Raw genomic sequence first — 22,791 nt, forward strand, 5'->3', positions numbered from 1 at the left:
CCGGTTGTTTCAGCGGGACTGACGGTGCAGAGGGGGCCGCCTCCGGTGTTTACGCCATGATGAGGTTTTCGAGATGTTTCACAGCCGATCTTTCGCCCCGGGTCTTTCGGCCGGTCTTCTGCTGGCGGCTTCTGCTTCGATCGGCTTTCCGGCGCACGCCGCAACCGCACCGGCATTGGCACGGCCCGAACCCGCACAGGTTCAGGCCGTGGAGAAGGCGCTTGCCTCCGCACCGCAGGTGTTGAAGGCGGATGTCGGTGCTGCATTGCCGACGCTTCGTCCTTATGTCGTAACCCTCATGTGCGTACAGGAGGACAGGGCCACCCAGGGCCTGATCTCGAAATTCGTCGGCTCACGCGGGACCAGCATGTTCAATGGCTGGGCCGGCGCGATGTCGCCCGGCAAGCGCATCCGCAGCCACGACATGGTCGGCTGTCTCAGCGTCACGCGGATCCAGAACTGGAAGCGCGTCGCGGCCAACGAATTCAGCTTCGACATTCTCTTCACCGCTGACGACAGCGGCGAGAGCTATGTCTGGACGACCGTGGTTCACGAGGAGCCGGACGGTACCTGGCTGATCGCCTGATTTTCCGGCGCAGATCTGCGGATCAGCGGAATCTGCGGGTCAGCGCTTCGGTGGCGTTGCGATGGGCCACGGCCATGACCGTGCCTTGCGGGTTTACCGAAGTGGGCCCGCAGAGCAGCGATGCGTCGTTGATGTAGAGGCCGTCGGTGCCATGGACCTTGCCGAAGGAATTGGCGGCGCTGCGTCGGTTGTCCTCGCCCATCGGGCAGGACGAGAAGACATGGACCGAGGTCATGTTGCCGTCACCGGCCCGGAGCAGTTCCGGCAGGCCGGGAAGGTCGCCGGGAGACTCCAGATCCGGATAACCGGCGAGGCAAGGATAGATCTTCCGGGCGCCGGCGGCGAAAAGGGCTTCGCAAAGGCGGCGAAGCCCCTCTCCCAATACGGACAGGTCTCCCTGCGAGAAGCGGACGCGCACGATCGGATCCTCGAAGCCGGGAAGATTGCGCACACTGGCAGCGCCGCCGCTCGACTGGACGTAGTAGATGCCCATTCGCCGCCAGCGTTCGGCCACCAACTCCCAGTGGTCGGGCCGTCCCGACAGAGCCACGCCCAGCATGGCCGGCGTGCTGATGGAGCAACCCATGCCGAAGCGGGGCTCGAATTCCTTGACCTGGTGAACCGGATCGAAGTCGTCCGGGCGGTTCACGTCGCGATCGAATTCGGCGACGACCTTGACCATGGGGTGGAAACGCAGGCTGTTGCCCACATTGTGCGAGATGCCGGAGCGCCGCAGCAGGGCTGGTGTCTGCACCGCGCCACAGGCGGCCACCACGGTGCGCGCGCGGAAAGTCACCGGACGGCGCAAGCCATCCTCACCGCGCCGGGTTCCTTCCGCGATCCAGTTACCGTTCATGCGGCGCAGGCGGGCGATCCGGGTCGCGGGCACGAGCGATCCGCCCGCGGCCAGGAACCGACGGACGAAAGTGGCCGACATCGATTGCTTCACGCCGCTGCCCTGGTCGCGATCGTATCGGTAGAGGCGCGGCGCCTCGATTGCCAGCCAGCCTTGGGCCTGGGCGCCTTGTTGCAGCCGCCGCGACATCTCGGAGGCGGCGTTTCCGGCGTATTCCACCCGCGCCACTTCCTCGCAGGCGGCGAAATGGGGTGTCATTCGCGCAAGGTCGAGTTCATGCACGGCGAAGCGGCTGCGCCAATCGTCGAGGATGTAGCCGGGAGTTCGATGGTAGAGGCCGCGATTTACCTCGCTGCCGCCGCCGACGCAGCGCCCTTCCACCCAGGCCAGCTTGTGACGGCCCATCGCCACGCCGACACCGGCATTGCGATATTTGAGCAGCATCTCCTCACGCGAGAAGTGCGGGGCGGCTTCCAGGGGCAGATGCTCGCCTTCCTCGACCATGGTGACCTGCTGCCCCGCCTCGGCGAAAAGCGTCCCGCTCACCGCGCCGCCGGGGCCGGAACCGATCACCAGGATGTCGGTCTGGATCTCGTTTCCGGATTTCATGCCGCGATCCTTTCCGGGGAGGCGGCGTTCTGCGGGGCGGGCAGCGAATAGAGGCCATAGCAGGCGAAGGTGGTGTAGAAGGCGATCATGGCCCGACGAAAACCGATGCGTGAGCCGCGCCAGGCCGCCACATGGCGACAGCGCCTGGCGGGAGAGAGCCGGGTGAAACGGTGCCCGTGAACCGGCAGCGCGGAAAAGTCGAAAGCGAGCGCGAGGATGCGAAAGCCGAGTTGGAAATAGTCCGGCATGCCGATCAGGGTGGCGCTGACGTATTCCTTCACCACGTTGCGGTCGTCGGCGGGAAGTCCGGGGCGGCATTCGTCGATCAGCACGTCCACCAGGGCGTCGACGCATCGCCGGGTGGCGCCGCGTTCCTGCGGTTTGGGTGCGATGTGCCTCGCCTTGAGCTTGGCCATTTCAGACATGGAGCGCTTCCGCCAGGATGGGAGCGAACGCCGGATCGTCGAACCGGCGAAAGGTGGTCTTTCCGATGCCCTGGGAATTGCGGATCAACGAAGGCACGCCGATGGCGGCGGCGCCTGCCGCGTCGCGATCGGCCCGATCCCCGATCACCAGCGTTTCCTCGGCAGTGACGCCGGCCTGCTCCAGCAAAGCCTCAAGCCCGGCCGGGTGGGGCTTGAGCCTGCCGACTGCCCGATCGCCTGAGCAGATCACGTGATCCGCCTTCAGGCCGAGCGCGGCAAGCTTGGCCTGTACGGGATAGTCGGACCATACCGCAATCCGCCGTCCGGTAGCCCGCAGCGCCGAAAACAGGTCGTCGATCCCTTGGGCCTTGTAGCGCGGCAGGTGAACCAGCGGGCGGCGCTCGATCCATTCCTCCACCAGGGCCCGCACCTCGCCTTCCGAGCAGCCCCGGCGGCGGGCGGTGAGGCTGAACTGCTCGTTGGTGAAATCGTCGCCCTGTACCGTCCCCAGCATTTCGCGGATCCGGCGATAGGCGCGCAGGATCTCGGCCGTGCGCAGGCTGCGGCGGCGCAGGCTGTGCCTGACAAGCTCCAGTGCCATCGCGCGGCGCAGCGGGGGCTGGTCGTAAAGCGTACCGTCGAGGTCGAAAACCACGAGCCGCACTTTGCCCCAGGCCACCCCGGTCACCGTTTCCACCGTTCTACTTGGCATGGCGGGGCAGCATGTCCACCGGCGTGAAGCTGCGGTTGGTAAGGCTGGCAAGGCTGGGCAGGTCGATGAAGGAAAGCGAGAGCAATACGCCCACCGTGATGCCCAGCGTCGTCATCAGGCGGCGCGAGCGGAACATGCGCTCTGGCCGCTGGGCGATGGAGTCTCGCAGCATCGACAGCCAGAGATAGCAACCGAACAGACCGGCGATGAACGGGAAGGCGAGGATATATTCGACGCGGTACTTGATCAGGAAGACCCCGAGGAAGAACGAGGACAGCATGGCGTAGACCAGACAACTGACCACCAGGCTCTCGGCGGTATAGCCGGCGAAGGACTTGCGGTAGCGGGTCAGTGTTTCCAGCCCGACGAGCGCGGTGATGTCGCGATATTCGGACAGGCGCTTCGACCCCATCAGGAAGGCGCCGCCGGCCCAATATGCCAGCAGGAGGCTGGCAGGCGGCATGCTGGAAGGGTCCATCATCAGCCAGCCCAGCGTCAGGCGGATCGGGTTGTTCACGGATTCCGAAATCACGTCCAGAAACGGGCGGTCCTTGGAGCGCAGCGGCCGGACGTTATAGACCAGGCCGGAGATCAGGAACACGGCCGAAACCGCGAAGAACGCCGGGCCCAGCGTGGCCGCGAGTATCAGTCCGAATGCCGCGAAGACGGTGTATTGCAGATAGACCAGCCCCGGCGACAATTGCAGGGAAACCGCAGTGCGATGGTGCTTGCTGGGATGGTGCGCATCGAACTCGCGGTCCAGCCATTCATTGATGATGTAGTTGGCCGATGCGATCGCGATGGCGACCACGAAGCCGATGACGATCCGTGGCGGCGCATCCAGCAGCGAGGGTTCGCGCAGGGCATAAGCCAGGATCAGGCCGGGAATGACGAAGACGTGCTTCGTCGCGTGGTCGAACCGGGCGAGGCTCAGGTAGTCGCGGAGCCGCGCGGTCCTGCGATGGCGGGTTTCCGCTCTCGCGATCGGGGACGAAGTCAGTTCGGGCGTTGGCATTTCCGGTTTCCCCTGAAGCGGAGCGATTGGAGCGTTCACCGTGCGGCTGGCGCGACGCGATAGATGCGGCCGTCGGAAAAGCTGCCGACGGGCAGGAGAGGAAGTTCGCGCCTGAGCCGATCCTCGCTGGCCAGGTAGAAGCGCCAGTCGATGCGATCGAGCGTGATCAGGTAGACCGGCAGGCCTTCATTCGCCTCGGCCTTCATCTTCGCGATCTGGGCTTCGGCCGGGTTGTTCGGATCGGGCCGGTTGGTGCGCAGTTGCCGCTCCTGCGGCACGATCCGGGTGGACCGCCCCGTCAACAGGGCCAGAGCGTCGGCCCCGTTGGAATAGATTACGGCATTGGCCGGAAGCGCTCGTATCGCCGCGATCGTGGGCGATGCCTGCCAATCCCGGCTCAGGTAGCCGTTGCCCTCCCGGAAGACCTGATGGGTGCGTACGCTGGTGCGCAAGGCATGGCTGGCCAGGACCAGTGCCGCCAGCCCGCCAAGGGCGAGCCAGATCGTGCCGATGCCGCGCAGGTTCCGGTCAAGCCCGCTCGCCTGCGTCGTTACCATCATGACCAGCACGACATAGGCGGGAAAGCCGTAGCGGCCGACGAACTGGAGGTTCGCTTCCAAAGCCGTGGAGAGCCAGACGAAGGCGAGGTAGCCGACGAAGAACAGCCCCAGCATGAGCGAGAAGACGATGCGCTGCTCGCATGAGCGATCGAGGCGGGCCTGGCGCCAGGCGGAGAACTGGCGGGCGAACTGCCAGATGGCGAAAGCGAGCACGGCTACCAGCAGGCAGATCCGGACAGCCAGAGGCACCGCGTCAGGCAGGATCCACGCAGCCGTTGTTTCAAGGTTCGCCCACCACTGCGCCGGCCCCATGTTGCCGTAGAAGCGCAACTCGCGTCCGATCGAATGACCTACGGTCAGAGTACTCAGAGCCACCCAGACGAAGAACAGCGCCGCGCCGGGCAGGGCAACGAGAGCGCTGTCCACCATGCGGCGGCCGAAGCTTAGGCGAGAGTCCGCCAGGATGACCAGAACGATGGCGGCACCCAGCGGCGGCGCGGTGAAGCGCGACAGTGTGGCCATGCCCAGCATGAGCGAAGCCACGACCAGATCGCGCCGGGCTCCGCGCTCGAAGTAGTCCAGGGTGAACCACAGAGTCAGCAGCACGAATGCAATGAACGGTGGCTCCGAGAGGACGGCAGCGTGGAGCGATACGAACTGCGGCGCCAGCGCAATGAGCGCAGTGCCGACGGCGGCATAGCGCCAGTCTTCCGTCGTGCGCCGGATCAGCGCAAAAACGAGGGCCACGTTCACGGCAAGGGCGATCATGGCCCACATCTCGGCCGCGGTCAGCAATGGTACGCCCAGTGCATGGGGTAGGACGAGCATCCAGTGGTAGACGGGGGCATCGTAGGGGATCGGACTGATCCCCATGTAGCGCGTGCTGTCGGGCAGGACGATCATGCCGTAATGGCTATTGAGCTGGAACAGCAGCAGCGACAGCAGCACCAGCGCGGCGCAGGAGAACCATCCGGCGGAGGCATTGTCCGCTTCCGGAAGGAAGAGGAAAGGGCGGCCGGGGCGACGGGCGGCGGGCGAGAGCCTATCGGCGGGGGTGGCCATGATCAGCCGAGCACGCGCTTGATGTTCTTGACCACGAAGCGCACCGTCGCATCGGCAACGCCTCTTCCCAGCACATCGTCCAGAGCATCGACCAGCCTGTCTATCTGCTCCTCTGACACCACGTAGGGCGGCATGAAGTGCAACAGATCGCGCGCGCCGGGCTGGAAATGCACAAGGATATCGTGGCGCTCGTACAGCTCGCGAGCCAAGGCGCCGATCAACACCGTCTCATAAGTGACGAACAGCGGGTTCTTTCGTATATCTATAGCTTTTTCAGCTATTTGTTGTCCAAAGTTAAGCTCGATTGCCTGAAAGCATCCCTTGCCTCGCAGCGACACGATCTTGCGCGGATATTTCTCATGCAATGTCTCAAATCTGCCACGCAAATAGCTGCCCAATCTGGATGCGCGCTCTATCAGGCGCTCTTCTTCCAGCACGTTGAGGGTTTCGATGCCCACGGCGCATGTCTCGCCCATGCCGCTGAAGCTGGAGCTGTGCAGGTTGCAATCGTTCTTGTTGCCATAAGCCTTGTCGAACAGCGCCTGCGACGTGACCATGGCGCCCAGTTCCCGCTTGCCGCCGCCGAGCGTCTTGGCGAGCGTGACCACATCGGGAACGACGTCCTCGTGCTGGAAGGCACAAAACCTGCCGGTACGGCCCATGCCGACCTTCACTTCGTCGAAGATGGTCAGGATGTCGTTTTCGCGGCAGACTTGCGCGAACGCGGTCAGGAAACCGGGATCAGGGACATGGCAGGAGGTGCCGCGTATCGTCTCGATAATGCCGGCGATGATGCGGTTGCCGCCGGCGGAGCCGATGGCTTCCGAGCGTTCGCGAGCGATCGCCTCGCGGACCGAGGCGATATCGCCGTATGTCGCGAAGACTACGTTCTCCTTGGGCACGCCCATGATGAAGCCGCTCTGCACGTCAGTGGCGGTGGTGAGCGACAATGGCCCGTGGGTCTTGCCGTGGAAAGCGCCCTTGAAGCACAGGAACTTGGTCTTGCCCTTGGGCGTCTGCACCCGTTCGCAGATCTTCATCGCGGCTTCGTTGGCCTCGGTGCCAGATACCGCCAGGAACGAGACTTTCAGCGGCTCCGGCAGGAAGCGCGAGATGTTGTAGGCCAGCGCCCCTTGAAGCTTGTGCGGGGCGATCTTGATGCAGTCCAGCACCTTGCGATCATGGCAGAGCCGTTCGGCGGCGATGATGCGCGGATGGTTGTGGCCCAGGCCGAGCACTCCGAAACCGCCCGAATAGTCGATGATCCTGCGCCCGTCGCGCAAGGTGATCTCAGCCCCTTCGGCGCTCACGATATCCATGTCCGCCAGGCCGAGAATATCGAAGACCTGAAGCATGTACTTGTTGAGATGCGCGGCATAGAGGTTCATCGCGCCGCGGCTGTCGAGCGCGAGGCTCTGCTCCAGCGTCAGCAATCCACGGCTCGGCGGGCCGTCGCGGTCCGGTGCTTCGATTTTCGAGAATGCGGTCACGCTCGTTCCCTCCTTCAAGCGGAATGGAAGGAGGGTACCGGGCCTCGCCCCGCATATGTATCTACAGGACCATATAATACCGAATGCCAGGGACGGCCCCGCACGCTCTAGCCCGACGGAGCTTCGCACCACCCCTAGGGGAGTAGGCCGGATTACCCGTTTCGTCACGCTCCTGGCACGGCAGGACGGCGGGTTGGCGGGATGGCGATCGGGCCAAATATGCCGTTCGTCGATTCTGCGACAACAATTGCCTCGCAACGCGTCAACGAACCCCGTATTGGCGAAATCCGGTCCGGGGTGGGCCAGATCGACGGGAATTGCAGGCGAAGCCGAGGACCATGGCCTTGACGTTGGAGAATCTAGACGGTCCGCCGGAGGGCGACGCCCGTCGGGACGACCTTTCCCCGCATCCTCGCAATCCGCTTCCTCCCAGCGGGGAACCGTCTCGCAAGCGCCGCTCCCGCTGGTGGTGGTTCTCGCGCGGGGTGGCGGCCGTGCTCATGCTGTTCATCGTGACGATCGGCTGGCTTGCCGTCACCGCGCCGTTGTCGAAATCGTTGCAGCCGATTTCGCCGCCGCAGATCACATTGCTGGCCGCGGACGGCACGCCGATCGCGCGCAACGGTGCCATCGTCGACGCGCCGGTCGAAGTGCGGAAACTGCCCACGCACGTTACCCAGGCCTTCATCGCCATCGAGGATCGCCGCTTCTACAGCCACTGGGGTATCGATCCGCGCGGCATTGCCCGCGCCATGTGGAGCAATGTCAGCGGGGGCAGCACCCAGGGCGGCAGCACGATCACGCAGCAGCTTGCCAAGTTCACGTTCCTCACCTCCGAACGCAGCCTGACACGCAAGGCGCGCGAAGTGCTGATTGCGTTCTGGCTGGAAGCCTGGCTGAGCAAGGACGAGATCCTCGAACGCTACCTTTCGAACGCCTACTTCGGCGATAACGCCTATGGCCTGCGCGCCGCCGCCATGCACTATTTCCACCGGCGGCCGGAGAATCTCAACGCCGCGCAATCGGCCATGCTGGCGGGGCTGATGAAGGCCCCGTCGCGCCTGGCGCCCACCAACAACTACGAGCTTGCCGAAAAGCGCATGAGGGTGGTGCTCCAGGCCATGGTCGACGCGGCCTACATGACCCCGGTCCAGGCCCGCGCCACGCGCGCGCCAAGGCTCGACGTGCGTTCGCGGAACGATCTTCCGACCGGCACCTACTTCGCGGACTGGGCCCTGCCACAGGCGCGCGGGCTGGATGAGGCGAGCTACGCCGCCCATACCTACAAGACCACGCTGGACTCCCGCCTCCAGGCCGCTGCCCGCCGTGCGATCGAGGCAGCGCCGCTCGGCGCGGCGCAAGTTGCGCTGGTCGCCATGCGGCCAAACGGAGAGGTCGTCGCGATGGTCGGCGGGCGGGACTATGCCAAGTCACCGTTCAACCGCGTCACGCAGGCGCAGCGCCAGCCGGGCTCCACCTTCAAGCTGTTCGTCTATCTCGCCGCCCTCAAGGATGGCTGGAAACCGACCGACACCATAGAGAACACGCCTTTCGAGATCGGCTACTATCGTCCCCAGAACGCGGGCGGGGCCTATTCGCAGACCATCACCCTGGCCGATGCCTTCGCGCATTCCAGCAATGTCGCCGCCGTGCGCCTGTTGCAGAAGGTGGGCGACAAGAAGGTCATCGACATGGCTCGCAAGCTGGGCGTCACCGCCCCTCTGCCGAACGGCGATCCGAGCCTGGCTCTGGGCACTTCCACGATGAACCTGATGGAACTGACGGCGGCCTATGCCGGCGTGGCGGGCAACCGCTTCCCGGTCGTGCCCTCGGCGTTCAAGGTCAAGGACGAGGGCTGGTTCGACGGTTTCATCAACGGCCGCAGCAGCCTGTCGGACGGCGTTCATGAGAACATCGAGACGCTCCTGCGAGGCGCGGTCAATCGCGGCACCGGACGGGGTGCCAGGCTTCAGGCCGCCAACTACGGCAAGACCGGCACGAGCCAGGAGAACCGCGATGCGCTGTTCGTGGGCTATGCCAAGGGTCTGGTGGTCGGCGTATGGGTGGGCAACGACGACAATACCCCGCTGAAGGGCGTATCGGGCGGCACGATCCCGGCGCGGATCTGGCGCGACTTCATGCAGCAGGCGCTGGGCGAACGGGCGGCACCGCGTCCCCGGGCGACAGAAAGCCCCGATCCGGAAGGGCCGGTGCAGCCGCTGGACGTGCCTGATCTGGGCGACATGCCGCTGGGCGACACCGACTTGCGCGTGGAGCAGGGGCGGGCCGTGCTCTCCACCCAGATCAACGGGGCCCCGGTGGACGTGCAGCTGGACCAGAACGGCCTCCAGATCGACGGGCGCAAGGTGATCGAGCAGATCGTGTCGCCCCCGCCCCCGCGCAGGGCCGAACAAGTTCAGCGATCGACGGAACCTCCCCCGCCGCAACCTTAGGCGACGCGCAAACTCCGAAGCAGGAACGATCGGCCGTCTGAGGCTTTCGCTTGAGGAACCTGCCCGAGGAGCCTTGCGCAATGTCCGACTACGACCTCTACTACTGGCCGGTGCCGTTTCGTGGAGAGTTCATCCGCGCGATCCTTGCTTTTGCAGGGAAGACCTGCACCGAACATGACAGCGACGAGATCGCGGCCGTCATGGGCGAGGCGCCCGAAAGCCAGCCGGTACCCTTTATGGGGCCGCCGCTGCTGATCGACCGGTCGAACGGTTTTGCCATCGCGCAGATGCCCGCGATCGCGCTTTACCTGGGCGAAACGCTGGACCTGCTTCCCGGCACCCCGCAGGGCCGCGCCTTGACGATGAAGATCGTCAACGATGCGAACGACGTGATCGACGAACTCACTCTGGATGGGGGCCGGGAGATGTGGACCGACGCCAAGTGGCAGGAATTCGTGCCGCGTCTCCAGCGCTGGATGGGAATCTGGGAAGCGCTTGGCCGGGCCAACGGACTTGAAGAAGCCGGCGCAACGATGCTCGGCTCGGCGGAGGCGGGCATGGCCGACGTGGTGACGGCCGTCCTGTGGTCAACCATGACCAAGCGCCTCCCAGCAATCGGTGCGCTCCTTGAGAATACAGCCCCGAGCATCGCCGGCCTGACGAGACGGACCATGCAACGGCCTGAACTCGCGCGCCTGGCAAAGACTTCGGCGGAGCGCTATGGCGATGCCTATTGCGGGGGCGAGATTGAAAAGTCCCTGCGCAAGGTGGCGACCTGAGGGGGCTAGAGAACGATCATCGTCATGCCGATGATGGCCGCCCAGAGCAGGACTGTCAGCCCGGCTATCGTGAAAAGGTCCAGCTTGCGGATTTCCGGTCCGGGTACGACACCGGTGAATGGGCCTGTCATGGCTGGTGCTCCTTGCCTTACCACCCCGACGCACCCCCCGCGTTTAAACTTCCTCATCTAATCAACGGCAATAGCGGGGAATTGTTCCTCGATCGCGCGCGGTAAGGCAGCGCAGAGACCCTGGCGATATCGCCCGACGGATGCACCCTTGCTTGATGGATAATGCATTATCCCTATCGAAAGAGCATGACCAAGGAACACATGACCAAGGAACACGGGCCGCTGGCGGGAATGCGCGTGCTCGAACTGGGCACGATGATCGCGGCGCCCTTTGCAACGCATATCCTCTCGCAACTGGGGGCGGATGTCATCAAGATCGAGCCTCCGGCCGGCGATACCACGCGGTCGCTGGTGCGGGGCGGGCCTTCGGGCACCATCATCGCCTATAGCCATTCCAAGAAAGCGATCTGCCTGGATCTGGCGACGGAAGACGGAAAGGCGGTGTTCCGCCGTCTCGTGGCCGGTGCGGCGGTGGTGGTCCACAACCTGGCGCCCTCGGCGGCGCGGAAGCTGGGTGTCACGGCCGACGATTGCATGGCGGTGAACCCGCGCCTGGTCCACGTTCACGTCAAGGGCTATACAGAAGGGCCGCAGGCCGAAGGGCTGATGACCAACCCCATTGCCGAAGCGGCGACCGGCGCCATGGACGATCATCGCGTGGACGGGCGTCCTACGCGGTTCGGGCCTTCCTATCACGATCAGTTCGCGGGAACTTATGCCGTGATCCGCGTGCTCGCCGCGCTGCTCGATCCGCAAGCGGACGAAGCGACGCGCCGGATCGAGGTGGGTCTCTATGAGACGGGGCTTCATCTCGCCGCACGCGACCTCGCCGGGATGCAGCTCAAGACCCAGTTGCTGGGGCGGCTTGAGAAGGAAGGCGGCGGTGAGTTCTCGATGCCGGGATATGGCGCCTATCTGACCGCGGACGAGCGCTGGATCTATCTTCTGGTCCTGACCGATGCGCATTGGGCGCGGCTGACCGGCGCGCTGGAGATGCCCGAACACGACGCGCCGCAATTCGCCCGGCTGCGGGATCGCAAGAAGGCGAGGGAAGACGTGGAGGAAGCGGTGCGCGTGGCTCTGGCGCGGTTCACTTATGACGAGGCGGCCGATCGTCTCGATCGGGCGGGATTGGGCTTCAACGAAGTCATGCCTCTCGAACGGGTGCTGGAGGCGCCGCAGGCGCGCGTGCCGGGCAAGTTGCGCGATGTGGAATTCAGAGGCCTGCAGTTCGAGGTGCCGGAGTTCGCCGGTCGATCTTCGTCGGAGCCCGGCCTACCCCCGCCCGAAATCGGTGAGCATACCGAGGCGCTGCTTGCGGAACTGGGCTATGACGCACAGGAGATCGCAGGCCTGCTGGCATCTGGCGCGGCGAAGGCCTATCAACCCGGCGATTTTGCCTGGGCTCCGGTACGCGAGAAGGCATGATGCCATGTATGGCCGGAAGGAAGGCCAGTGAAGAGGAATGCCGATGTCGATGATGCCGTACCGCACCAAGGAAGAGCAAGTCGCCGACTTTCTGCGTGAGGGCATCATTTCCGGAAGGATAGCGCGCGGATCCCGGCTCAAGCAGCAGGAAATCGCAACCCTGCTGAAGACCAGCATCACGCCCGTTCGCGAGGCGCTCAAGCTGCTCTCGGCCGAAGGCTACGTTACGGGAGACAGCCATCGCGGCGCGACAGTCGCGCCGTTCGACATCGAGGCGTCGAGCGAAGTGCTGAACTTGCGCATTCTTCTGGAGACGCAACTGGTGCGCGGCGCCGTGGAGAAGGTGCGGGGCGAGGATATCGCCGAGTTGAAAGTGCTCGGAGCGGAGTTCGCTACTGCCTTCGCCGCCGGGGACAACGAAGCCGCGCGGGCGGCGAACTATCGTTTCCATCATCGCATGTTCGAGATCGCGGCCATGCCGCAGACCCTGCACTTCGTGCAGATCCTCTGGGCGCGCTATCCGTTCGATCTGATCAACCGACTGGAAGGCCGCGTCAGCCGGGCGGCGGACGAGCATGACGACATGCTCGCGGCGCTGATCGCCGGCGATGCCGCCGCCGCCATGTTGGCGACCCGGCAGCACATCGAGACCGGCTTCCGCGAATTGCGGGAATCGGTGTGAGCGGATGCGGTCTTGCCGGAACGAAGGATAACCTCATGAAGAACACGCTTTTCCTCGTCATGGACATGATGAACGACCTCGTCGCTGAGGACGGTTTCAGTGGCGCAACGTACGGTGCGCAAGTGCGCGGCCGCCGGGTGCTGGAAAATACCCGCGCCGCCATCGCCGCCGCGCGGGCGGCAGGGGCCAGGATCGGCTATGTCCGCGTCTGCTTTTCGGCCGACTATCGAGAGGCTCCGGAAAGTTCCCCGATTTTCTCCGGCGCACGCAAGAACGGCATATTCAAGGAGGGCACTCCGGGTACGGAAGTCCACCCTGCGATCGCGCCGGAAGAAGGCGATTTCGACATCGTCAAGCATCGGGTCAGTCCGTTCTACGCGACGTCTCTGGAGCCCATCCTGCGCGCCAACCGGATCGAGCGCATCGTGATGTGCGGCGTCTCCACCAATGGCGTGGTCCATTCCGGCGCGCGCGAAGCGCATGACCGGGATTACGAAGTGGTGATCCTCGAAGACTGCTGTGCCGGTGCCACGGCCGACGAGCACATGCACGCGCTGGCCTGCCTCGATCGCTATGCCCGCATCGTGAAAAGCGACGAGTTCGACTGGCAGGGCTGAACAAGGGGCGGCGGTTTTCTCCCCGCTGTCCGGTCTGAATGCGCACCTGTATTTCTTGGGATTTCGGCGTTAGAGGCCGGGCCATGCAGTTCCGAATGCTCATAGACGGCCGCCTTTGCGAGGGCACCTCCACCCTGAACGTCATCAATCCCGCCACGGGCAAGCCGCTTGGGGCGAGCTGGTGCGCAGACGATGCCATGGTCGAGCAGGCGGTCGCGGCCGGAGGCCGGGCGTTTCGCTCATGGCGGGGCACGTCGCCGGAACATCGCGGCGCGGCGCTGGAGGCGCTGGCGGCCGCCTTGCAGCGGAATTCGGAGAAATTCGCGCGGCTGTTGACGCGGGAACAGGGCAAGACCCTGGCGGAGGCGAGGGGCGAAGTCGATGCCTCGGTCGCGGCCTTGCGCTACCATGCCGGGCTGCGGCTGGAAGACCGCCTGCTGGTGGACGGCGCCGATGAGCGTATCGTCGAACAGCGCTATCCGCTGGGCGTCGTGGCGGCGATCGTGCCCTGGAACTTTCCCCTGCTGCTACTGGTGCTCAAGCTGGCGCCCGCCCTGGCCGCGGGCAATTGCGTGATCGCGAAGCCCGCTCCGACAACCCCTTTCACCGCACTTCTGCTGGGCGAGACAGCCGCAGACCTGCTGCCGCCCGGCGTGTTCCAGACTTTAGGCGACGATGGCGCTCTGGGGCCCCGTCTGGCGGCGCATCCCGATATCGCCCATGTGAGCTTCACCGGATCGACGGCGACGGGCCGCAAGGTCATGGCTTCGGCTGCCGGCAGCCTGAAGCGGTTCACGCTGGAACTGGGCGGAAACGACGCCGCACTGGTGCTGGACGATGCGGATATCGGCGCCATCGCGCCTCGGCTGTTCGAAGGCGCCATGTCCAATGCCGGGCAGGTGTGCCTTGGCATCAAGCGGATTTATGCCCCGCGTGCCAAGGTGGATGCACTTTGCGAGGCATTGGGAGAGCTTGCACGCCTGTCCGTTCCGGGTGACGGTCTCGATCCGGCGACGACGCTTGGCCCGGTCCAGAATGCGGCGCAACATGCGCGGCTGGCGGGATTGCTGGAAGAGAGCCGGGCATTGGGCCGGGTGGTCGCGGGTGGTGGGGCGATGGCGGGAGACGGCTGGTTCGTGCCGCCAACGATCGTGCGGGATTTGCCAGATCAGGCCCGGCTGGTGCGCGAGGAGCAGTTCGGGCCGATCGTGCCGGTGCTTGCCTACGACACCCTGGATGAAGCCGTGGCGCGGGCGAACGACAGCGAATACGGGCTGGGCGCCTCTGTCTGGAGCGGCGACGCCGAGCGCGCCATCGCGCTCGCTTCGCGGATCGAGAGCGGGCTGGTCTGGGTAAACCGCGTCTTCAGCCTGCCGTTCGAGGTTCCCATCGGCGGCGCGAAGCATTCCGGCATCGGGCGGCACCAGGGCCTGGCCGGCATGGAGGAGTTCACCCAGGCGCGGATAGTCAACGCGGCCCTGGCGTGAAGCCGATTTCTTGACCGCGCTGCGCCTCGGTCCGGCCGAGGCGCAGGCGTGTCGTCAGAAGCGGTAGTTCGCCATCAGGCCGAAGTAGTTGCCGTTCTTGCCGCCATGGGCCTGGAAGGAATCGCTGGCGGCGAAGTAGGTCTCCCAGAGGCGGAAGGCCAGGCGATCGGTCGCCTGCCAGGACGCTTCCAGGTTGAGGTCCGTGCCGATCGACCGGCTCGATGCGTAAGGCGCGAAGCTGGAGCCCGAGGGGCCGATGTAGACGCCGTCGGCCTTGCGCGCGCGCCAGAGAAAGTCGGGTCCGGCCATGACGGTGATCGACGGCGCGGGCTTCACCGTGATCGAAGGGTAGATGTCCATCAGGTTCGAAAAGCTGAAGAACGCGGCCTCGCTGATCAGCGGCAGGCGGGCGGCGGCGGGAACGAAAGTGCCCATCTTGCCGTCGTCCGGATCCCTGTCGCCGCTGAAGTAGTTGAGGCGCAGGCCCAGTCGCGGCTTCATCGTTGCCTGCCCGAAGGTATATCCGCCCTCGAACATGACGCCGTAGGCATCGATGTCCTTGTCGATGAAGGTACCGCTCTGGTGGGTGGCTTCGAGGTCGAGATCCCAGCGCGGTCCGCGCTTCCAGAGGCGGGCGCCCCAGTTGTTGCGGTCGTCCCTGCCGATGCCCGCCGTCAGCGTGGCGCGGTCGCGTTTGAATTCATACCAGTAGAGGTCGGTACCGAAACCGGCGATGCGGTTGGGGGCGCTGATGTAGACGCCGTGGAACGCCTGCGCATGGTTCGGCCCGTCGTCGAACGTGCCAGGGTCAATCTGGACCGGCCTGACCGCGAACAGGTCCACCGATACCTTGCCGGGCAGGATGTAGGTGGCGCGCACGCCCTGGTAGGTGAAGCGCATATTGAGCCCTTCGCGAATGCCCGCCAGCTTGCCGTTGCCCAGCGGCATCTCGAAGCGACCGGGGCGCACGGTGATCTTGCCGGCATCGCCCAGCGGAACCGTTACGTCGACGAAAGCCTGATAGACGTCCAGTTTGTCGCGATTGGGCGGGGTGACGAACTGCTCGCCGAATTCGCGGTTGTCCCCCAGTTCCAGATAGGCGCGCAGATTGGGGCCGACATGCAGGTCCGCCAGCAGGCGCAGTCGCGACTGGACCGGATCGTTATCGTCGTTGGCTCTCAGGCCCAGCGAGGAATGGTGCCAGCGCGTGTAGTAGACGCGCGCTTCGCCGCCGAGCGTCAGATAGACGTCGTCGCCGGCGATCGGGATGTGCTTGATCCTTTCCAGCAGCGGCGCATCGGCTTCCGGCTTTTTCGACCAGTCCTCGGTCCAGCGGATGTTCTGGGGCAGGCCGGCGGGGCCGGGGTTGCCGCCCGGCATGGCCTCGGCGGGACGCGCTTGCGATCTGGGAGGGCGGATGCCGGGAGGCGCCTGCGTGGACAACGTGCCGGCCTCGTTCGTCTTGGCACTGTCGGGCGGGACCGATTGCGCAACAGCGGGAAGCGCCGCTAGGGAAGCGGCAATGGCGGTGCCGCAGGCAAGCAGGGTCGTTGCGCGGGGGCGCATGGCAGGAATCCTCATTTGAAATCGTTTTTATATTAGGCGGGAGGCGGCGCGAACGGTCGCGGTCGCCCCCTAATCGTTCACGCAATCGCGCTTTCACGGTAGCGCACCAGCGAGAGCGCGACGGCGGCCAGCAGGGTGCCGCAAGCCAGCGTCATCGCGACAGGAGCAAGCCCCCAACCCGCACTGAACAGCAGCCCGGCAACGATCGGACCAAACGCGGCCCCGGCGCGGCCCACGCCGACGACCAGCCCGGTGCCCCCGGCGCGCAACGCGGCCGGAAAGCTCTGGGCGATCACGGCATAGAAGCCGGCAATCGCGGCATTGGTGAAGAAACACGCGATGCAGGCGATCAGCGACAGGCCGCCGAGCGTCGAGAAGCCCTGGCCGAACAGCATGACGGCGCCCCCGCCCAGGATCATCGAGCCCACTACCAGCGGGCGGATGCCGATCTTCTGGCTGAGCAGGCTGACGGCGACCGAGCCGATCGCGCCGCCGATGTTGGCCCAGACTAGCACACCGCCAGCCGCCGCCGGTGCGAAGCCGAGATCGACCACGATCTTCGGGATCCATTTCACCAGGAAGTAGAAGGTCATCATGTGGAAGAAGCAGACGGTGGTCAGCAGCACGGTGACACTGGAAAGACCCGGCGCGAAAAGCGCGGCGACGCTGGTCTTCTGCTTGACCGGATCGACCGGCGGCATGTGCGGCAGCGGCTGGCGGCCCTGACGGACGAGCGTGCGGTTGATCTTTTCAAGCGCGCCGGCGGGTCGCTTCAGCAGCAGGAAAGCCATCGTCTCCGGCACCAGCCAGAGCACCAGCGGGATGAAGCAGAGCGTGATCACGGCACCGAACTGGAACACGGATTCCCAGCGTCCGGTGGTGGCCAGCAGCCAGGATGCCACGGATCCCCCGACGATGGCGCCCATCGGATAGCCGCCTGCCATGATGGCGACGGTCAGGTTGCGGCGGCGGGCGTTGGAGCATTCGGCAACCACGGCATTGGTCGCTGCCAGCATTCCGCCGATGCCAAGACCCGTGAACAGGCGATAGGCGGAAAGGATCGGCACGGTGGTCGCCGTAGAGGCCAGCGCCATGCCGATGCCCATGATGACCAGGCAGGCCAGCAGCATCGGGCGGCGGCCGACCTTGTCGGCCAGGTTGCCCAGCACGAAGGCGCCTATCCCCATGCCGAACAGTTCCATCGACAGCACCAGGCCCAGCGCGGCACGATCGATGCCCCAATCCTTGGCGATACCGGGCGCGGCGAAGCTGATCGACAGGACGTCGAAGCCGTCGAGGGCGTTGAGCGCCGTTGCGATGCCGATGGCGATTACCTGCCGGTAATGCATCGGCTCGCGCGCGATCAGGGCGCGGGGGTCTTCCATGCACTTCTCCTCTGATCCACCCCTTTCTCTTTGCTGTGGGGCAGACATTATTGGCGACACTCGTCGTGGCGGCTCAGGTCGTCCTGCGTTTGGCTGCCACCGAATATTGCCTGCTGGTCGCGGGTCTTCGTGGACTCCTCAAGTGGCTCGGCGCTTATTGAGGCATAAATAGCGAAATTGGATAGCTGCCGAAGCTGCATGAGCGAACTCCCGCCTTCGGTGTTCCTCTCAGGAGATCCGCGCCCCAGGCCCGTCGATTCCGGTTCGACTATAATCCAAAAGCGGCCCGCGGCGGAAAACGAAAATGTCCCGCGCTTCTTCGGCAAGGTCCGATTTTGCCCTGGCGGGTGGCTTCGGCATGGGCGGTCTGCTATGGAGGCGTGATTGCAGGGCATCAGGCCGTGCAGGGCGCAGGAGGGCGACGATGTATCAACCGTATATTGCCTTCCGGGCACGCATTCCGAACTAGCGGTCGCCAGTCGACCGAAGCTCGGCTCGGTCGCTCGTTTCCCCGGCCGTTCCCCCCGATTGTCGAAACCGACGCCCAGATAGAAATCGCGCAGCCCGTTCTGCGCAGGCCCCTGCGGATATCTCCCGATGACCGATCAAGACGAAGACCTGTTCCCGCGCGCCGCCGTTCTGCGCAAGGTGCTCTCCTTCACCCTCGCCCACTGGCGCCGGACACCGTTGCTGGCAGTGGCCTGCGGTGCAGCGATGATGCTGGCGACCGTTACGGAGGTCTTCGTGCCGGTCTACGCCGGGCGCATGATCGACGCCGTGGGCGCCGGTATAGCGTCCGACGCCTGGCGCGCATTCGCGGCGATCACGGCCCTGGGCGTGGGCCTGGTGGTGTTCCGGTTCCTGGGCTGGTGGGCGATCACTCCCCTGACGCTGAACATGATGCGCGACGTCACGCAGGAAGCGTTTGCCCGCGTCCAGCGCCTGTCCACGGACTGGCACGCCAACGCCTTCTCCGGATCGACCGTGCGGCGGATCACGCGCGGCATGTGGGCGCTCGATACGCTCAACGACGTGCTCCTGCTCTCGCTGCTGCCTTCCCTGACGGTGCTGGCCGCGACGGTGGTGCTGCTGGCCATGCACTGGCCGGTGCTGGGGCTGGTGATGGCCCTTGGTGCGCTGGCCTATATCACGCTGACGGTCGGGCTGGCGGTGCGGGTGCTGGCGCCGATCGCGCGACTTTCGAACCAGTGGGACACCCGGATCGGCGGCATTCTGGCCGACGCGATCGGCACCAATGCCGTGGTCAAGGCTTTCGGCGGCGAAGAGCGCGAGGAGGCGTTGCTCGGCAAGACGGTTTCCAAGTGGCGCCGCCGGACGTGGCGCACTTGGATGGCCTTCACCTGGGCCGGTACCGGGCAGAGCAGCCTGCTCTGGCTGGTGCGGGCTGCCGTTACCGCCGCCGCGCTGTGGCTGTGGATGCGGGGACAGGCCAGCGCGGGCGACGTGGCCTATGTGCTGACCAGCTATCTCGTGCTCAACGGCTACCTGCGCGACATCGGCCAGCACGTCCACATGCTCCAGCGCTCCGTCAACGAGATGGAGGAACTGGTCCAGCTTCATGACGAGCCGCTGGGCGTGGCCGACCGACCCGACGCCGGCCCGATCGCCATCGTCGACGGCGCGATCCGTTTCGAGGACGTGACCTTCCATTACGGCGGCCAGGAGAAGCCTTTGTTCGAGCACCTCGACGTGGCGATCCCGGGCGGTCAGCGCGTGGGACTGGTGGGGCCGTCGGGGTCAGGCAAGACCAGCTTCGTCAAGCTGATCCAGCGGCTCTACGACGTTGCGGCGGGCCGGGTGGCGATCGATGGCCAGGACGTGGCCCTGGCAACGCAGGGCTCTTTGCGGCGGCAAGTCGCCATCGTGCCGCAGGAGCCGGTGCTGTTCCATCGCACCCTGGCCGAAAATATCGGTTACGGCCGCCCCGACGCAACGATGGAAGAGATCGAGCAGGCGGCGCGGCTCGCCAATGCGCACGATTTCATCATGCGCCTGGCCAAGGGCTATCGCACCATGGTGGGAGAGCGGGGCGTGAAGCTGTCGGGCGGGGAACGCCAGCGCATTGCCATCGCCCGTGCCTTTCTTGCTGATGCGCCGATCCTCATCATGGACGAAGCGACTTCCAGCCTCGATTCCGAATCCGAGGCCGCGATCCAGGATGCGATGGAACGGCTGATGGTGGGGCGCACCGCGATCGTCATCGCCCATCGGCTCTCGACCGTACGAGCATTGGACCGCATTCTGGTGTTCCATCGCGGGCACATCGTCGAGGATGGCACCCACGAGACGCTACTGGAGTCCGAACAGGGGCAGTATCGTCGGCTGTTCGAACGGCAGGCGGGCACGGCGCTGGCCGAGATCCACTAGTTAAGCCTTGGGCCGTAAAGGGTGCAACCGTCTCGAAACTGACATGGCAGGAGGCTAGGGGCCGCCGCATGGTTCCTCGCCTCAATGCTCCATTCGTGACCTGACATGCAGGCGCAACCGCAGCGATCCGCGCCTTCCGCAGGAAAGCGGGCGGGCGCGGGCACGGGCGGCCTGTCCTTCAAGGCTGAGGCACGGCTGCTTGGCTATGCCAGCGGCAATTACGGCAAGCACCTGGTGTTCACCGGGGCGGACGTCACATATCTCTATCTGCTGACCGACCTGTTCGGGCTGCCGGGATCGGTGGCGGGGTTGCTGATGCTGGTGGCGCTGGTGGGAGATCTCGTGTTCGATCTGCTGGCGGCGCTTCTGGTCATCCGCATGCGGCGCGCGGGGAAGGGCTATCGCTGGCTCATCCTTGCCGGCGTGATACCCGGCGCGGTCGGCTTTGCGCTGCTCTATGGCCTTCCATCCCTTGGCGTAGAGCGGATCTGGATGGTGGCCGCCGCGCTCCTGCTGTTTCGCGGCGCCTACGCTCTTGTCGATGTGCCGCACAATGCGCTGATGGCCCGCATGACCGTGGACAGCCGCGCGCGTGGGCGGGTTTCGGGCTATCGCCTGTTCTTCAGCACGGCCTCTTCGCTGACGGTCGCCTCGTTGCTGACGCCCGTCGTCCAGCACGCCGTCGCCGCGCGGACGCTGGAGGTTCTGGCACTGACCGGCCTCTCGGCGGCCCTGCTTTTCGTCGTGACCCTCGCCTTTTCCGCCCTGGCTTCCGGGCGGGACGAAGAGGCCGAAACAACGCGCATTGCACCTGCCGAAAGCGCCGGGGAGGGGGACGGCATCGCGGTGCCGATGCGGGACAGGCTGGTGCTCGGCATGGCACTACTGGCGCTGATCACCGGCTTAGCAGTGCCCACTTTCCAGCGAATGCTGCTCTACCTTGGGGCCTATGTCTTCGATCGTCCCGAAATGGTCGGCTCCCTGCTGATCGCGGTAACGATCGGGCAGTTCGTCGGTGTGCTGTTCTGGACCTCGCTGACGGGCAGGCACGACAAGAGCAGCCTGCTGGCTGCCGGACATGTGCTCTGCGCGATCAGTCTCGCGCTGTTCGGGCTCTGCTTGGCTTCTCCGGTGTTGCTGCTGGCCTGCGCGGTGCTGATCGGGATCGCTTTCACATGCGTGTTCATGCTGCCCTGGGGGCTGCTGGCGGATAGCGTCGATTTCGTCGCCTGGAGGCACGGTCGACGTTACGAGACCGGGCTCTTCGCCTTCTATCTGGTGATCGTGAAGGCCAGCGGCGCGGCGGCGAACGTCGCGATCGGATCGTGTCTCGGCGCGCTTGGATACGTGGCCGGAGTGGAGCAGACGGCGGCCGTGCGGATCGGCATCGTCGTGTTGGGACTGGGCGTGCCGATTGCCGGAAACTTGGCCGCGATCGTCATGCTGCGCCGCTTCGACATCGGCCATGCCCGCCACGCCCGCCTGCTCGCGGCGCTCGCCGGTGGGCGAAAGCGCGGACAGCAGGCGGGCGGTTCGGAGCAGTCGGTCAGGCGCCGACTTGTGCCGGGGCGGAGCCGGTCTCCGGATTGTAGGCGGGGTTGGCGGGATCTAGCGGCGAAGGCGTGAGCGGCTGGGGCTTGCTGGCGCTTTCGGCCCAGGCCCGGCAGATCATGTCGCGCAGCATTTCGGCCCCGCCTGCCGTCTGCGCATAGACCATCTCGCGCACGTCCTTGTCCTTGAAGTTGGCGAAACCGTCGCGCTTTTCGAGGACATAGACCTGCTCCATCCGGCTGGAGGCATCGTCGAGGAAGGCCAGCACCGCCGAGAACATGTCGCCGTCGCGGTGGCCGGGGGCGCCGATGCGGGGAGCGATGTCCTTCACGGTCAGTCCGATGCCGTCGACGAACTCGCTCTCGAACCGGCCGTGGATCGTGCGATCGCGCGTGTAACCATTGGGGTTGTCGCCGCGCCAGCCATCGCTGTTGACGGAATCGTGCAGAGGCTGCGCGCCGTCGCCGATGTAATGGCCCAGGCGTATGACCTGGAACGCGCAATGCTGCTCGGAGAAGCTGGTGTCCTTGCCCGCAGTCTGGAGTGCGCGGAACTGGCGCATGCAGGCGATCAGGCGTTCGTAGGATTCCATGGCCGCATACGGAAGCGTGCCGGTCCAGCGTACATTGGTGCGTGCGGCGGTTGCGGGATCCTTGTCCTTGATCGCCTCGTAATGCTTGTAGAGCGCCAGTACGAATTCGTGGCGGGAACGCGGGATCGGCTTGAGGAAGGCGAACTGTTCCTTGAACCAGCCGTGATTGGGGTCTTCCTCCATCTTCGAGAACGGTTCGCTGTCACCGCGCCAGCCGTCCGGGAGCGAGGCGGATCCGGCGATGTAGTCGACATGACGACGCAGGAAGGTGGGGCCGCTATCGGGGATGGCCTCGATGGCGGCGCGGTCTATCACGGCATGGGCGGTGCCGCCCCAGGCGAGAGCGGTTGTGGGAGCGAGCGCGGCCAGCGTGGGAAGCGCGGCGGCGGCCAACAGGAGGAGGCGCATGGCGGGTTC

General features: G+C 65.4%; 19 protein-coding genes. 9 read left to right on the plus strand and 10 right to left on the minus strand.

Translation table 11 applies throughout. From position 1 onward, the window contains the following. The first annotated feature begins 73 nt into the window (after nucleotides 1-73). Nucleotides 74-586, plus strand: a complete 513-nt coding sequence (locus ACI3K3_RS16220) for a hypothetical protein (protein WP_404915462.1) — start codon at nucleotides 74-76, stop codon at nucleotides 584-586. A 22-nt stretch (nucleotides 587-608) separates the two neighbouring features. Here ACI3K3_RS16220 and ACI3K3_RS16225 read toward each other — a convergent pair whose 3' ends face one another. Genes ACI3K3_RS16225 through ACI3K3_RS16250 form a run of 6 tightly spaced genes read right to left on the minus strand, consistent with a single transcriptional unit; the run spans nucleotide 609 to nucleotide 7,315 of the window. Then, nucleotides 609-2,051, minus strand: coding sequence for a GMC family oxidoreductase N-terminal domain-containing protein (locus ACI3K3_RS16225; protein ID WP_404915464.1), 1,443 nt, complete (start codon nucleotides 2,049-2,051; stop codon nucleotides 609-611). Next, on the minus strand, nucleotides 2,048-2,476 hold the full coding sequence (locus ACI3K3_RS16230) for a hypothetical protein (protein ID WP_404915466.1): 429 nt from the start codon (nucleotides 2,474-2,476) through the stop codon (nucleotides 2,048-2,050). Before ACI3K3_RS16230 ends, ACI3K3_RS16225 begins: the two co-directional genes overlap by 4 nt. Further along, nucleotides 2,469-3,188, minus strand: a complete 720-nt coding sequence (locus tag ACI3K3_RS16235) for an HAD family hydrolase (RefSeq protein WP_404915468.1) — start codon at nucleotides 3,186-3,188, stop codon at nucleotides 2,469-2,471. Before ACI3K3_RS16235 ends, ACI3K3_RS16230 begins: the two co-directional genes overlap by 8 nt. After that, nucleotides 3,178-4,203 carry a UbiA family prenyltransferase gene (locus tag ACI3K3_RS16240; protein WP_404915470.1) on the minus strand — a complete coding sequence of 342 codons (1,026 nt, stop codon included), beginning with the start codon at nucleotides 4,201-4,203 and terminating at the stop codon, nucleotides 3,178-3,180. Before ACI3K3_RS16240 ends, ACI3K3_RS16235 begins: the two co-directional genes overlap by 11 nt. Nucleotides 4,204-4,238: 35 nt before the next feature. Continuing rightward, a complete protein-coding gene (locus tag ACI3K3_RS16245) occupies nucleotides 4,239-5,825 on the minus strand; it encodes a glycosyltransferase family 39 protein (protein WP_404915472.1) in 1,587 nt (528 codons plus the stop codon). Nucleotides 5,826-5,827: 2 nt separating this feature from the next. Continuing rightward, nucleotides 5,828-7,315 carry an aspartate aminotransferase family protein gene (locus ACI3K3_RS16250; RefSeq protein ID WP_404915474.1) on the minus strand — a complete coding sequence of 496 codons (1,488 nt, stop codon included), beginning with the start codon at nucleotides 7,313-7,315 and terminating at the stop codon, nucleotides 5,828-5,830. Between the two features lie 338 nt (nucleotides 7,316-7,653). Between ACI3K3_RS16250 and ACI3K3_RS16255 the strand changes: the two genes are divergently transcribed. Further along, complete coding sequence (locus tag ACI3K3_RS16255; RefSeq protein ID WP_404915476.1) at nucleotides 7,654-9,768, plus strand: transglycosylase domain-containing protein; 2,115 nt, start codon at nucleotides 7,654-7,656, stop codon at nucleotides 9,766-9,768. An 80-nt stretch (nucleotides 9,769-9,848) separates the two neighbouring features. Further along, complete coding sequence (locus ACI3K3_RS16260) at nucleotides 9,849-10,547, plus strand: glutathione S-transferase (RefSeq protein WP_404915478.1); 699 nt, start codon at nucleotides 9,849-9,851, stop codon at nucleotides 10,545-10,547. A 5-nt stretch (nucleotides 10,548-10,552) separates the two neighbouring features. Here the strand turns inward: ACI3K3_RS16260 and ACI3K3_RS16265 are convergent, their stop codons facing one another. Further along, nucleotides 10,553-10,678: a hypothetical protein gene (locus ACI3K3_RS16265; RefSeq protein ID WP_404915480.1), complete on the minus strand. Its 126-nt coding sequence runs from the start codon at nucleotides 10,676-10,678 to the stop codon at nucleotides 10,553-10,555. Between the two features lie 186 nt (nucleotides 10,679-10,864). On the opposite strand from ACI3K3_RS16265, the gene ACI3K3_RS16270 reads away from it, so the two are divergent. From ACI3K3_RS16270 to ACI3K3_RS16285, 4 genes are all read left to right on the plus strand, one after another. Then, nucleotides 10,865-12,106 (plus strand): CaiB/BaiF CoA transferase family protein, encoded by a 1,242-nt coding sequence (locus ACI3K3_RS16270; RefSeq protein ID WP_404915482.1) that lies wholly within the window; start codon nucleotides 10,865-10,867, stop codon nucleotides 12,104-12,106. Between the two features lie 43 nt (nucleotides 12,107-12,149). After that, entirely contained in the window at nucleotides 12,150-12,788 is a 639-nt protein-coding gene (locus ACI3K3_RS16275) for a GntR family transcriptional regulator (protein WP_313436691.1), read from the plus strand. A gap of 35 nt (nucleotides 12,789-12,823) precedes the next feature. Further along, nucleotides 12,824-13,405, plus strand: coding sequence for a cysteine hydrolase family protein (locus ACI3K3_RS16280; protein WP_404915484.1), 582 nt, complete (start codon nucleotides 12,824-12,826; stop codon nucleotides 13,403-13,405). A gap of 83 nt (nucleotides 13,406-13,488) precedes the next feature. Next, the gene (locus ACI3K3_RS16285; protein WP_404915486.1) at nucleotides 13,489-14,892 is read left to right on the plus strand and encodes an aldehyde dehydrogenase family protein; all 1,404 of its coding nucleotides are present in this window, start codon (nucleotides 13,489-13,491) and stop codon (nucleotides 14,890-14,892) included. Nucleotides 14,893-14,946: 54 nt separating this feature from the next. On the opposite strand, the gene ACI3K3_RS16290 is transcribed toward ACI3K3_RS16285, so the two are convergent. Together ACI3K3_RS16290 and ACI3K3_RS16295 are read right to left on the minus strand one after the other, a co-directional pair. Further along, a complete protein-coding gene (locus tag ACI3K3_RS16290) occupies nucleotides 14,947-16,458 on the minus strand; it encodes an alginate export family protein (RefSeq protein ID WP_404915488.1) in 1,512 nt (503 codons plus the stop codon). 77 nt (nucleotides 16,459-16,535) lie between these two features. Beyond that, nucleotides 16,536-17,843 (minus strand): MFS transporter, encoded by a 1,308-nt coding sequence (locus ACI3K3_RS16295; protein WP_404915490.1) that lies wholly within the window; start codon nucleotides 17,841-17,843, stop codon nucleotides 16,536-16,538. A gap of 597 nt (nucleotides 17,844-18,440) precedes the next feature. Between ACI3K3_RS16295 and ACI3K3_RS16300 the strand changes: the two genes are divergently transcribed. Both ACI3K3_RS16300 and ACI3K3_RS16305 read left to right on the plus strand, forming a co-directional pair. Then, nucleotides 18,441-20,231, plus strand: coding sequence for an ABC transporter ATP-binding protein (locus ACI3K3_RS16300; RefSeq protein WP_404915492.1), 1,791 nt, complete (start codon nucleotides 18,441-18,443; stop codon nucleotides 20,229-20,231). A gap of 105 nt (nucleotides 20,232-20,336) precedes the next feature. Continuing rightward, nucleotides 20,337-21,857 carry an MFS transporter gene (locus ACI3K3_RS16305; RefSeq protein WP_404915494.1) on the plus strand — a complete coding sequence of 507 codons (1,521 nt, stop codon included), beginning with the start codon at nucleotides 20,337-20,339 and terminating at the stop codon, nucleotides 21,855-21,857. Here ACI3K3_RS16305 and ACI3K3_RS16310 read toward each other — a convergent pair. Beyond that, nucleotides 21,778-22,782, minus strand: a complete 1,005-nt coding sequence (locus ACI3K3_RS16310) for a nuclease (protein ID WP_404915496.1) — start codon at nucleotides 22,780-22,782, stop codon at nucleotides 21,778-21,780. The two genes, ACI3K3_RS16305 and ACI3K3_RS16310, sit on opposite strands and share 80 nt — an antisense overlap. Between the last annotated feature and the right edge of the window lie 9 nt (nucleotides 22,783-22,791).

The sequence above is a fragment of the Novosphingobium sp. ZW T3_23 genome (genome assembly GCF_044987305.1).
Classification (GTDB): Bacteria; Pseudomonadota; Alphaproteobacteria; order Sphingomonadales; family Sphingomonadaceae; genus Novosphingobium.